Genomic DNA, 11,727 nt, shown 5'->3' on the forward strand with positions numbered 1-11,727 from the left:
ACAAGCTGACTCAAACACGCTGACCTGCGCCGTTTTCCGTCTGCAGCAGAAAATCGGCCATTTGTGCGATTCTCGCACAAAGCGTGCGCAGGGCGCATATGCTGCGCTGCATTGGCCTTGAGAGCAGCGCATTGCTTGCCTACTATCTGTCCACACCCAAGCACGGCGCGCCCATCGCACATTCCGGCAGGCAAGGAATCCGAGGACGCCGCCGCGTCATCACCGCCGACCTGAGGAGACCTCATGCAATTCGATGCCATCGAACCCGGTGTCTATCCGGAACTGATCTATCCCCCCTACAAGTCCACCGTCAAACGCGGCCCCACGCAAGCGCCGCTGCGCGTGCGCGACGAGATCGCCACCGGCACCAACCTGTTCGCTTCGCCCAAGCTGATCCTGCCGCACGACATGGACCTCACCAAGCAAGGCAAGGGCGAGCCGCTGGGCGAAAAGATCGTCGTCACCGGCCGCGTGGTCGATGAAGATGGCAAGCCGGTGCGCAACTCCCTGCTGGAAGTCTGGCAATGCAATGCCGCTGGCCGCTACTTCCACAAGAAGGACCAGCACGACGCCCCGCTGGACCCCAACTTCACCGGCTTCGGCAAGATGCTTACCGATGATAACGGGCGTTACCGCTTCGTCTCCATCAAGCCAGGTCCGTATCCCTGGGGCAATCACCACAAGGCCTGGCGTCCGGCGCACATCCACTTCTCGCTGTTCGGCAATGTGTATGCGCAACGCCTGGTGACGCAGATGTATTTCCCCAATGACCCACTGTTCGCCTACGACCCGATCTTCCAGAGCATCCCCGACGAAGCCGCGCGCCAGCGCCTGATCTCGCGTTTCTCGCTGGAAGAAACGGTCGACGACAAGATGCTGGGTTATGAATTCGATATCGTCCTGCGCGGCCGCAACGCCACGCCCATGGGCATCTGAGAACGAGGCAGGAGACCACATGAGCAACATCACCACTTCGCAAACCATCGGCCCCTTCCCGCACGAAGCCTGGGCCTGGGCCGTGGAACTGACCTCCCGCGTGGACAGCAGCGCGCCGCAGGTCAAGATCAACGGCGCCATCCTCGACGGCGACGGCGTCCCCATCAATGACGCCTGGGCCGAAGCCTGGCTGCCCGGCAGCGCCCCGGTGGAAAGCGCGCACGCCATCCCCGGCTATCGCCGCGTGCCCACCAATGAAGAAGGCGGCTTCGCCTTCTCGATCTCGCAGCCGCAGGCGCCGGCCGGCAAGCCGGTGGCCTACGTGACCGTGTTTGCGCGCGGCCTGGTCAAGCACCAGTTCACCGCGGTGTTCCTGGAAGACGATCCGGCGCTGGCGCAATCGGCGTTGCTCGAACAAGTCCCGGCCGACCGCCGCGACACGCTGATCGCCCGCAAGCAGCCCGATGGCAGCTACCTGTGGAATATCCACATGCAAGGCGCACGCGAGACGGTATTCTTCGACTACATCTGAACGCCCGATCCGGCGTGACGATCCTGGGGATCCACAGGCCATGGCCTGTCGGATCCCGCTTGCATTGGATCGCGCCGGGCGGGCAAGCACTGGAGACTTCATGAGCGTTTCGATCTTCGACAGCTTCCTCACCACTTCCGAGATGATCGCGGTGTTCGACGACCAGGCCGTGGTGCAAGCCATGCTGCGCTTCGAGCAAGTGCTGGCCGAGGCCCAGGCCGCCGAAGGCGTCATCCCCGACGCTGCCGCCCGCGCCATTGCCAGCGTCTGCCGCGCCCCGCTCTATGACATCCCGGCCCTGATCGTCGCCGGCCGCCGCGCCGGCGCCCTGGCCATCCCACTGGTCAAGGAATTGCAGCGCACCGTCGCCCTCTACAGCGAAGAAGCTGCCACCCACGTCCACTGGGGCAGCACCAGCCAGGACGTGCTCGATACGGCCATGGTGCTGGTCACACGAGAAGCGCTGCGCCTGGTGGAGGGCGAACTGGAGCAGCTCTCGCGCCGCCTGCTGGACCTGGCGCAATCGCATCTCGACACACCGGTGCTGGCGCGCACCCTGATGCAACCGGCGCAGGTCACCAGCCTGGGCTTGAAGTTCTGCAACTGGGCCGCGCCGCTGCTGCGCTCGCGGGCGCAATTGCAGGCGCTGGCCGAACGCGCCCTGCAGCTGCAACTGGGCGGCGCAGTCGGCACGCTGACGGTACTGGGCGAGAAAGGCCCGGCAGTGGCGGCCCGCATGGCCGCCGCGCTGGAACTGAAGACCCCCGAGGCGGCCTGGCATACCCAGCGCGACCAATGGATCCGCCTGGGCGCCGAGATGGCCGTGCTGGCCGGCAGCCTGGGCAAGATCGCCACCGACCTGTCGTTGATGGCGCAAGGAGAAATCGCCGAACTGGCCGAACCCTCCGGCAATGGCCGTGGCGGTTCCTCGGCCATGCCGCACAAGCGCAATCCGGTGTCTTCCATGATCGCGCTGGCCGCCGCTGCACGCGCTCCGCAACAGGCAGCCGCCCTGCTGGCTGCGATGTCGCAGCAGCACGAACGCGGCCTGGGCAACTGGCAGGCCGAACTGGCCGAATGGCCGGCGCTGTTCCTGGGCGTGCATGGCGCGCTGCGGGCGCTCAACGATGCCTTTGCCGGGCTGGTGATCGACGCACCGCGCATGTTGCGCAACATCGATGCCCTGCAGGGCCTGGTCTTTGCCGAGTCCGCTTCCATCGCCCTGGCCGGCGTGATCGGCCGTCCGCGTGCGCACAGCCTGCTGGAACAATTGACACGCAAGGCCGTGGCCGATGGCGCGCAACTGGTCGATGTACTGGTCGATGCCGTGCAGGCCGATGCGCAACTGCGCAAGGAGATCGACCTGCCCATGTTGCGCGGCCTGTTCGATCCGGTGCAGGCCACCCGCCCCGCCCGCCGCATCGCCGAAGGGCAGCTTGAGCATTTGCGCACACTGCTGGCGCAGTGAGCCGCTGCATTCTCCACCTCCAATCACTACACCGAGACCAAGAGAACACATCATGAGCTACGATCCGCTGGACCACGATTTCGAGCGCGGCATGCGCAACCGCCGCAGCGTACTGGGCGACCAATGGGTAGACCGCTCGGTGGCCAATGCCACCAACTTCAATGCCGATTTCCAGAACCTGATCACGCGTTTCGCCTGGAACGAGATCTGGGGCCGTCCCGGCCTGGACCACAAGACCCGCCGCATCATCGTGCTGGCCATCACCATTGCACTGGGCCGCTGGGAAGAATTCGAGCTGCACGTGCGCGCCGGTCTGACCGCTGATCCGGCCACGCGCTTGACGCCCGACGAGATGAAGGAAGTCATGATCCAGGCTGCGGTGTATGCGGGCGTCCCGGCAGGCAATACCGCCTTCACGCACGCGCAGAAGATCCTGCGTGAAGTGGGCGAGCAGATCGGTTACGCAGTGGCGCCGCAAGCGCCGGCTGCGAGCGTGCATCCGGGCGTGGGTCGCGAGGGCCGTACCGCGTCTTCACCGGCATTGCATTACACGGTGCGCGAGCCGCGCAATGGCAAGGCGCCGCGTCATACGGTGGTGCTGTCGCATGCGCTGGGCACTGACTTGATGATGTGGGATGGACTGGCCAATCAGCTGGCAGCCGATTGCCGGGTGATTGCCTATGATCACCGCGGCCATGGCAGCTCGGAGAAGGCCGATGGGCTCTACAGCATGGCTGACCTGGCCGATGATGCGGCGCGGCTCTTGCGTGAGCTCGATAGCGGGCCGGTGGTGTGGGTGGGCTTGTCCATGGGCGGCATGGTGGGGCAAGAGCTGGCCTTGCGGCATCCTGGGCTGGTGCGGGCGCTGGTGCTGGCCAATACGACCTCGGCTTATCCGGATGCGGCGCGCGAGGCCTGGCAGCAGCGGATTGCGACGGTGCGCGCGGAGGGGATCGAGGTGATTGCCGATGCGGTCATGGGGCGCTATTTCCATGAGGGTTTCCGCTCTGCACAGGCGGCTACTGTGGCGCGTTATCGGCAGCGGCTGGTCACGACCGATGCGGTGGGCTATGTGGGGTGCTGTCATGCGGTCGGGACGGTGGATACTGCGGCTCGACTTGGGTCTATCCGGGTGCCGACGCTGGTGATTGCGGGGGAGCTGGATCAGGGGACGCCTGTGGCCATGGCGCAGGCTTTGGTGGACGGCATCTCTGGCGCGCGGCTGGCAGTCATTGCCGGGGCTTCTCATGTCAGTGCGGTTGAGCAGCCTGCTTTGTTTGCTGAACTGGTTTGTGGGTTTATTGATGGGATTTGATGTTTTACCGTTTTGGGTAGTCTGCACGGGATTTCTTCCTGCGCTCTAGCTTAATTATTTTCTTTCTCCGGTCGGGAGAACGCGCCGGGGGCGGCCCGGCAGCCGCTCACTTTTCTTGTCTCGCCAAGAAAAGTAAGCAAAAGAAGGCGACCGCTACTGCCCCGCCCTCCTTCGGAGGGTCCCCGCGTCAGCGCACATAAAAACGGGAAAAATAGAGTCGCTTCGCTCCGACTATTTTTCTGATCCGTTTTTATGCGCGCTGACGCGGCGGGTCAGAAGCGGACGGCTGGTCCGGCTCGCCTTCGGCTTCGCCGGGGGCTCGCTGGCGCTTCGGCTCTCTTCGATCACATACTTTCCGTACTTTTCAGTGTAGGTCTTCGCTCTTTTGTTTTTCTTACTTATAAATAATTTCCCCCCGTTCGGACTGAGTAGTCGCGCAGCGACGTATCGAAGGCGCACCGTCCCAAGCCAAAGCCGAAGCCGAAGGCGAGTAGGAGAAGTGCGAGGCCGAAGGCGAGCCCGTCTGGCCTGTCCCCTTAGAGCCAGCCGCCGCAGTGGAGCGAAAAGTGGATCAGAAAAATAGTCGGAGCGAAGCGACTCTATTTTTCCCACTTTTTGCTCCACTGCGGCGGGCACCCTCCGAAGGAGGGCTGGATCTTAGGGGTCGCCTTCTTTTGCTTACTTTTCTTGGCGAGACAAGAAAAGTGAGCGGCTGCCGGGCCGCTCCCGGCGCGTCCTCCCGACCGGAGAAAGATAGGCATTAAGCTAGAGCGCAGGAAGAAATCCCGTGCAGACTACCCAAAACACAAAACAAAATCCGCCGCCAAAAACAACAAACCGGCGGTAACCCACAACGTAAAAATCAAACCCCAGGATCCCGCACCTTCTCCACCTGATCAAACTCCACGTTATAGAACTCAGCCCCACGCAACTCAGCCTTGCGCATATAAACGGTCTGCACGATATCCCGAGTCGCCGCATCGACGGCAACCGGCCCCCGCACACTCTCCCAGCTCATCCCCTTCATCGCCGCCAGCAGCTTGTCCCCATCCGCATCCCCCCCGGTCTTCTTGAGGGATTCATACAAGAGATGCATCCCGTCATAAGCCCCCACGGAATGGAAGTTGGCCCGCATCCCCTTGTTCGCCTTGGCCATCGCCTCCACATACTCCTTGTTGGCCGCAGAAGGATGCGCCGCCGAATAGTGATGACTGCTCACCACATCCTTGGCCGCAGCACCGATGCCCGCCATCAGGTCATCATCGAGCACATCGCCGGTACAGATCAGACGAATCCCCGCCGCCGCCAATCCCCGTTCGGTGAACTGCTTCAGCACCGCCGCCCCCTCACCGGAAGGCACAAAGACAAACAAAGCCTGCGGCTTGGCGTCCTTGACCCGCTGCAGGAAGGGCGCATAGTCCGGATTGCGCAAGGGCACCCGCACACTCTCCATCACCTTCCCGCCGGCTTCACCAAAGGTCTTCACGAACACCTTCTCCGCATCCAGCCCCGGCCCGTAATCGGAGACAAAGGTCACAACACTCTTGATGCCATTCTTCGCCGCCCACGAGGCCAGCGGCGCAGTCACCTGCGCCAGCGTAAAGCCGGTGCGCACGATGTAGGGCGAGCGCTGCGGGATGATCGACGTCGCCGCTGCGGTCACGATCATCGGCGCCTTGGCCTGCGTCGCAATGGGCGCAGCCGCCAATGCCAGCGGCGTCAGGCCGAAGCCCATCAGCACCTGCGCCTTCTCGCGTGACACCAGCTCCTGCGCCAGGCGCTTGGTCACATCGGGCGAGACGCCGCCATCGTCCTTCAATACGATCTCTACCTTGCGCCCGGCCACGCTGTCACCATATTTCTGCTGGTACAGCTTCACCGCCGCTTCGATCTGCCGACCCGTAGAGGCAAACGGCCCCGACATGGGCACGATCAGACCGACCTTCAGCACATCGGCTGCACGCGCCAGCATGGGCGCTCCCCCTGCGACCAGCGCAGTCCCTGCCAGCATCACCTGGCGACGCCGGGTGTTGATCATCTCGCTCATCATGTCTCCTCTCGTTCTAATTGGTATAAATGATTTACAGCGTACGGCATCGACTACAGATCCAGCACCAGCAAGGCACTTCTGGCGCGTGAACAGCAAGGCGTGAACTGGTCATTGGCGGCGCGTTCTTCATCGGTGAGGTACTGGTCGCGATGATCAGGCTCGCCCTCCAGCACGCGGGTGAGGCAGGTACCGCAGATGCCCTGCTCGCAGGAGACCGGCACGTCTACGCCATGCTCGCACAGCACCTGGATGACCGTGCGTTCGGGAGGAATGGTGTAGACCTGGCCGCTGCTGGCCAGCTTGACCTCAAAAGCGCCATTGCCATCGGCCTTGACCGGCGCGGCGCCAAAGTATTCGAAATGCACCTGCGCTTCCGGCCAGCCGCGTGCGCGGGCGGTATCGACGACATGGGCGATGAAGCCGGCGGGACCGCAGACGTACAGATGCGTGGCAGGATCGGCCTGCGCGAGCAGCGCATCGAGATCGAGCTTTTGCGCCGCCTCGCCGTCGTCATAATGATGGACCACGCGGGCCGCGAATCCCGATGCGGCAATGCGTTCGCGAAACGCCTGGCGCGCAGGAGAACGGGCGCAGTAATGCATCTCGAAGGAAGCGCCCGCAGCGGCCAAGGCCTCGGCCATGCAGAGGATGGGGGTGACACCGATGCCGCCGGCCAGCAACAGGCTGTGCTGCGCGGGGACCAGGGCGAACTGGTTGCGCGGTGCGCTGATGGTGAGGATGTCGCCGAGCTTCAGCGCCTCATGCACCGCCACCGAACCGCCACGCGAATTGACATCGCGCAGCACGCCGATCTGGTAGCGGTGCTGCTCGTGCGGGGCATTGCACAGCGAATACTGGCGCACCAGTCCACCCGGCAGATGCACGTCGATATGCGCGCCTGCGGTGAAGGCCGGCAAGGCTGCGCCATCCACGGCGACCAGCTCCAGAGCGATGATGTCGTGGGCTTCCTCACGGCGCGCCGCGACCTTGACCTGCAATGTCGTCATGGCCGCTCCTTAGGCTGCTGCGGGCTGGCCATCGCCGGCTTCGCGCGCCAGCCATTTGTCCAGCACCTTGCGCGATTGCACGCCGCCGGCATCGATGTTGAGCGCCAGCAGGCGGCGCTCGGGATGGCGCAGCAGATTGGCTTGCTGCAACTCCAGCATCTCGCGGTCCTCGCCGAAGATCTTGCCCTGGCCTTCGCGGATGGTGTCGGTTAACTCCTTGTCCTGGGGACGGAAATGCCGCGCCATGCCCCAGAAATACCAGTGCGAGGTTTCGGTCTCGGGGGTGATGAAGTCGACCACGATGGAAGAGGCCTTGTGTTCCGGCCCGGCTTCGTAACCACCATGACCGGCATGGGCCACGCCGACTTCGATCATCACGTGGCTGGGGGGCGAGAAGCGGCAGATCTGCCAGCGGTCCACCGGCACATCATCGGCCAGGCCGTTGCCGCGCAAGGCCATGCGCCAGAATGGCGGCGGCATGATGTTGTCCATGAAGCGGCTGGTGATGACCTGCTCGCCCTCGACGCGGGTATTGACGGGCGCTTCGTCGATTTCCTTCTGACCGATGCTGGAGGCGTGGACGTAGGTCTCGTGGGTGAGGTCCATGAGGTTGTCGATCATCAGGCGATAGTCGCAATTGATGTGATACAGACCGCCGCCATAGGCCCACTCCGGATTGTCGGCCCATTCGAGATGATGGATCTGGGCCGGGTCGGCCTGTTCCTTGTCGCCGGGCCAGACCCAGATGAAGCCGTAGCGTTCTTCCACCGGATAGCTGCGGATGCAGGGAAAACCGCGCACCCGCTGTCCCGGCATGCTGATGGCCTTGCCGTCGCAACCCATTTCCAGGCCGTGGTAGCCGCAGACCAGTTGGCCCTCGCGGACGAAGCCCAGGGACAGCGGCGCGCCGCGGTGCGGGCAGAAATCCTCCACCGCCGCGACCTTGCCTCCGGCGCCGCGATAGAACACGATCTTCTCGCCGCAGATCTGGCGGCCCAGGGGCTTGCTGTCGATTTCGTCGGGTGTGCAGGCGACGTACCAGGCATTCTTGGGGAACATGACGGTCTCCTCTTGGGTGAATTCCTCAATGGGCGCGCAGCCACAGCCGGCGCCTTGATCAGTCTTCGGTCTCTCGTTGTATCGAACTCTGTGTCGATCATTCCGCAGTTCTGTTGATCCAGATCCTGTCGGGTCTCTTGGCTTTTTGTTTTAATATTCAGTACACTGAATGTATGAGAAAAGTATCCGCCAATCGGCGCTGCAAGTAAACTCGTCACGGCGGTTTTTTCGCAGTTTTTTTGCAGTTTCCATTGCGCGCCGCATCAATTGACGCCGGGCAAGCGCAACGGCGACGACCGCGCCTACCAGACCCATGCACTGATCCTTGCCACCATGTCCAGACCTCCCAGCCACAGCGACGAAAGCCCTCTGACCGATCTCTACGAGCATCCCGGCCACTTGTTGCGGCGGGCGCAACAGATCTCGGTCTCGATCTTCCATGACGAGATCGGCGGAGTGGTCACGCCGGTGCAGTATGCGATCCTGCGCATGCTGTCCAATCACCCCGGCATCGACCAGGTGACGCTGGCCGGACTGGTGGCCATCGATACCTCCACCGGCGCGACGGTCTGCGCCCGGCTGGAAGAAAAAGGCCTGCTGCTGCGCGAGGTGATCCCGCACAATCGCCGCCAGCGTGCGCTGCGCACCACGGCGGCCGGCGAAGCCTTGCTGGAAGAACTGACCCCGGGCCTGCAGCGGCTGCGCAAGCGGATCCTGGCTCCGCTGGAGGAGGCCGAGCAGCGCCAGTTCATGGCCTTGCTGGACAAGCTGGTGCAGTTGAACAATCCTCAGAGCCGCGCACCGCTGGCCCGGTTGCAGGACGAGCGCTGCGACGAAGACTGACACAGCACACGCTGTGCGCCGGCAGGGAACAGGGCGGCCGCCAGGCCACGCAGCCAGGCATTGCCGGCATCCTTGTGATACTTGCGGTGCCAGTGCTGCTTCAGGTCCAGCATGGGCATCTCGAAGCCCGGTTCGACCAGCCGGATCCCGGCAAAGCGCACGACGAACTCACCGAAGGCGCGCGGCACCGTGGCCACCAGATCGGAAGTCGCCACCAGCAAGGGGATGGCCATGAAGTGCGCCGTCGAGAGCACCACCCGCCGCCGGATCTTGCGGCGGAGCAGGAAGCGCTCGCACATGGGCTGGTCGCGTCCCTCGGCCTTGACCACGATATGCCCTGCCGCCTGATAGTGCTCCAGGCTGATCTTCTGCGCCGGCAAGGGATGCCCGGCGCGCAGCAGGCAGACGAAATCTTGCGAGAACAAGCGCTGCTGGAAGAAATTCCTGTTCCTGAGGTCGGGAAAATATCCGATCGCCAGATCGACTTCGCCACTCTCCAGCGCCGCCACCAGCTCGGCCGGCGCCATCGTCACCGTCACCACCGAGGCGTGTGGCGCTTCATCGCGGATACGCTCCAGCAAGCGCGGCAGCAGCATCAACTCGCCAATGTCCGAGAGCGCCAGCACGAAACGCTTGGTGGTGGTGGCCGGGGTGAACTGGTCGCTGGAGAGCACTTCGGCATGCACCCGCTGCAGGATCTCGCGGGTGGGCCCGATCAGGCTGACCGCCCGCGGGGTAGGTTGCATGCCGCGGCCGGTCTTCACGAACAGCGGGTCCCCCAGCGCGCTGCGCAACTTGTTGAGCGCCACGCTCACCGCTGGCTGGCTCATGTCCAGCTTTCTTGCGGCCGCACTCACGCTGCGCTCTTCGAAGACCGCCAAGGCGATCGGCAGCAGGTTGAGATCGAAATTGGCCATCTCTCCTCCATTCCCCAGATGAAAGATGCCGAACATACCGCGCCTGAAAACGGATACCAATTCCAATATCGAATAAACGTTATTCGTAGTTAATGGATTTTCAAAAAAACTGATAAAGGTATGATTACGCGAGGCAGTTTCCGCATGGATACATTCCAGCATTGCGCGGCGACGCTCCACCACAAGCGCAGCCGCAACGGCCCGGCCAGGCCAGCGCGAAATCCGCGCGGCCAGCCGGCCCTGCAAGGCCCACGCGCCCCGCCCTGCCGGCCCGGCCTTTGTTCACCAGCCAGCCGTCGGGACTTTTTGTGCAGGTTCCGACAGATAAAAAAATGCTCAAGAAAATCAAGGTCGGGGACCTGGTCCTCGGAATGTATTTCTGCGGTTTCGAGGCCAGCTGGCTGGCGCACCCGTTCTGGAAGACGCGCTTCCTGCTCAGCCGCGAGAGCGATCTGCAGCAGGCCCGCGCCAGCGGCATTGCCTATTGCTGGATCGATGTCTCACGCGGGCGGGATGTGGCAGGCGCGGCGCCGGCGAAAGCCGAGGCAGCCGCCGCACCGGCGAGCCCCGACCAGAGCGCCGCCACGCACGCCGGCGCCGACGCCGATCGCGCCAGCGCCGTGGCCCTGCGCGAGCATGCACGCGAAGTCACCCGCCAGATGTTCAACGCCGCCCGCATGGGCAAGATGGTGGAACTGCCGCAGTGCGTGGCATTGGTCGAAGAGATCGCCTGCTCGGTATTGCGCGATCCGAACGGCTTGCTCAGCGTGTTGCGGCTCAAGCTCAATGACGAATATACCTACCTGCATTCGGTGTCGGTCTGCGCGCTGGTGATCGGCCTGGGCCGCACCCTGGGACTGAGCGAGGCGGCCTGCCGCGAAGCCGGACTGAGCGGCTACCTGCATGACGTAGGCAAGGCCTTCATCGATGACGAGATCCTCAACAAGCCCGGCAAGCTGACCGCAGAAGAATTCGCCCTGATCAAGCGGCATCCGGAACTGGGCTACCAATACCTGATCCAGACGCCGGACATGCCGGCCTATGCCAGCGATGTCTGCCGCCATCACCATGAGCGCCTGGATGGACGCGGCTATCCCGATGCGCTGCCGGCCGAGTCGATCACGCTGTATGCGCGCATGACGGCGGTCTGTGATGTCTATGACGCCCTGACCTCGGAGCGGCCCTACAAGCATGGCTGGGATCCGGCTGAAGCGATCTCGCAGATGGCCCGCTGGGAGGGCCACTTCGACCGTCGCCTGCTGCTGGCCTTCGTCAAGACATTGGGGATCTATCCGGTGGGTTCGCTAGTGCGGCTGGAATCGGGCGTATCAGGGGTGGTGATCCGCCAGAACCCGGCGGACCTCACGCGCCCCGTGCTGAAGGTCCTGCATCTGCAGGGACCGCATGAAACCACCATCGGCGGCGTACTCGATCTGATGGCCTGGCCGCGCACGGACACCATCATCGGACGCGGCGATGAAGAATGGACGCGCCTGCGCCAGCAGGATGCGGCCCATGCCCACCGACCGCGCGACGGCGCAGCGGACCAGCAGCGCTCGTGCTAGCTCCCCTAACTGCGGACCATCCTCCGGTGGGCGCA

The 11,727-nt window shown here is 63.7% G+C and carries 10 protein-coding genes; 6 read left to right on the forward strand and 4 right to left on the reverse strand.

What is annotated here, in order from left to right:
• The first annotated feature begins 243 nt into the window (after positions 1-243).
• From pcaH to pcaCD, 4 genes are all read left to right on the forward strand, one after another.
• Positions 244-936 (forward strand): protocatechuate 3,4-dioxygenase subunit beta, encoded by a 693-nt coding sequence (pcaH, locus tag ACP92_RS19870; protein WP_013235917.1) that lies wholly within the window; start codon positions 244-246, stop codon positions 934-936.
• A gap of 19 nt (positions 937-955) precedes the next feature.
• Positions 956-1,468 (forward strand): peptidase associated/transthyretin-like domain-containing protein, encoded by a 513-nt coding sequence (locus tag ACP92_RS19875; RefSeq protein ID WP_013235918.1) that lies wholly within the window; start codon positions 956-958, stop codon positions 1,466-1,468.
• Between the two features lie 100 nt (positions 1,469-1,568).
• Positions 1,569-2,936 (forward strand): 3-carboxy-cis,cis-muconate cycloisomerase, encoded by a 1,368-nt coding sequence (gene pcaB, locus ACP92_RS19880; RefSeq protein WP_013235919.1) that lies wholly within the window; start codon positions 1,569-1,571, stop codon positions 2,934-2,936.
• A 52-nt stretch (positions 2,937-2,988) separates the two neighbouring features.
• Positions 2,989-4,251 carry a bifunctional 4-carboxymuconolactone decarboxylase/3-oxoadipate enol-lactonase PcaCD gene (pcaCD, locus tag ACP92_RS19885; protein WP_041311226.1) on the forward strand — a complete coding sequence of 421 codons (1,263 nt, stop codon included), beginning with the start codon at positions 2,989-2,991 and terminating at the stop codon, positions 4,249-4,251.
• A gap of 862 nt (positions 4,252-5,113) precedes the next feature.
• Here pcaCD and ACP92_RS19890 read toward each other — a convergent pair.
• From ACP92_RS19890 to ACP92_RS19900, 3 genes are read right to left on the reverse strand one after another with little or no spacing between them, the layout of a single operon-like run.
• Positions 5,114-6,298 carry an ABC transporter substrate-binding protein gene (locus ACP92_RS19890; protein WP_171941790.1) on the reverse strand — a complete coding sequence of 395 codons (1,185 nt, stop codon included), beginning with the start codon at positions 6,296-6,298 and terminating at the stop codon, positions 5,114-5,116.
• Positions 6,299-6,351: 53 nt separating this feature from the next.
• The gene (locus ACP92_RS19895) at positions 6,352-7,308 is read right to left on the reverse strand and encodes a PDR/VanB family oxidoreductase (RefSeq protein ID WP_013235922.1); all 957 of its coding nucleotides are present in this window, start codon (positions 7,306-7,308) and stop codon (positions 6,352-6,354) included.
• A gap of 9 nt (positions 7,309-7,317) precedes the next feature.
• The gene (locus tag ACP92_RS19900; protein WP_013235923.1) at positions 7,318-8,367 is read right to left on the reverse strand and encodes an aromatic ring-hydroxylating dioxygenase subunit alpha; all 1,050 of its coding nucleotides are present in this window, start codon (positions 8,365-8,367) and stop codon (positions 7,318-7,320) included.
• A 333-nt stretch (positions 8,368-8,700) separates the two neighbouring features.
• Here ACP92_RS19900 and ACP92_RS19905 point away from each other — a divergent pair, with 333 nt between their 5' ends.
• Entirely contained in the window at positions 8,701-9,210 is a 510-nt protein-coding gene (locus ACP92_RS19905) for a MarR family winged helix-turn-helix transcriptional regulator (RefSeq protein ID WP_013235924.1), read from the forward strand.
• On the opposite strand, the gene ACP92_RS19910 is transcribed toward ACP92_RS19905, so the two are convergent.
• On the reverse strand, positions 9,156-10,127 hold the full coding sequence (locus tag ACP92_RS19910; protein WP_013235925.1) for a LysR family transcriptional regulator: 972 nt from the start codon (positions 10,125-10,127) through the stop codon (positions 9,156-9,158). The genes ACP92_RS19905 and ACP92_RS19910 overlap by 55 nt on opposite strands.
• A gap of 332 nt (positions 10,128-10,459) precedes the next feature.
• Between ACP92_RS19910 and ACP92_RS19915 the strand changes: the two genes are divergently transcribed.
• Entirely contained in the window at positions 10,460-11,692 is a 1,233-nt protein-coding gene (locus ACP92_RS19915) for a cyclic di-GMP phosphodiesterase (RefSeq protein WP_013235926.1), read from the forward strand.
• Positions 11,693-11,727: the final 35 nt, after the last annotated feature.

Source organism: Herbaspirillum seropedicae (assembly GCF_001040945.1).
Classification (GTDB): Bacteria; Pseudomonadota; Gammaproteobacteria; order Burkholderiales; family Burkholderiaceae_D; genus Herbaspirillum; species Herbaspirillum seropedicae.

Excerpts from the sequence above, each read along its gene's own strand:
- ACP92_RS19895 (WP_013235922.1), bottom strand. The coding sequence starts at position 7,308 with ATGACGACATTGCAGGTCAAGGTCGCGGCGCGCCGTGAGGAAGCCCAC.
- pcaCD (WP_041311226.1), top strand. The coding sequence starts at position 2,989 with ATGAGCTACGATCCGCTGGACCACGATTTCGAGCGCGGCATGCGCAAC.
- ACP92_RS19875 (WP_013235918.1), top strand. The coding sequence starts at position 956 with ATGAGCAACATCACCACTTCGCAAACCATCGGCCCCTTCCCGCACGAA.
- ACP92_RS19910 (WP_013235925.1), bottom strand. The coding sequence starts at position 10,127 with ATGGCCAATTTCGATCTCAACCTGCTGCCGATCGCCTTGGCGGTCTTC.
- pcaH (WP_013235917.1), top strand. The coding sequence starts at position 244 with ATGCAATTCGATGCCATCGAACCCGGTGTCTATCCGGAACTGATCTAT.
- ACP92_RS19915 (WP_013235926.1), top strand. The coding sequence starts at position 10,460 with ATGCTCAAGAAAATCAAGGTCGGGGACCTGGTCCTCGGAATGTATTTC.
- pcaB (WP_013235919.1), top strand. The coding sequence starts at position 1,569 with ATGAGCGTTTCGATCTTCGACAGCTTCCTCACCACTTCCGAGATGATC.
- ACP92_RS19890 (WP_171941790.1), bottom strand. The coding sequence starts at position 6,298 with ATGAGCGAGATGATCAACACCCGGCGTCGCCAGGTGATGCTGGCAGGG.
- ACP92_RS19905 (WP_013235924.1), top strand. The coding sequence starts at position 8,701 with ATGTCCAGACCTCCCAGCCACAGCGACGAAAGCCCTCTGACCGATCTC.
- ACP92_RS19900 (WP_013235923.1), bottom strand. The coding sequence starts at position 8,367 with ATGTTCCCCAAGAATGCCTGGTACGTCGCCTGCACACCCGACGAAATC.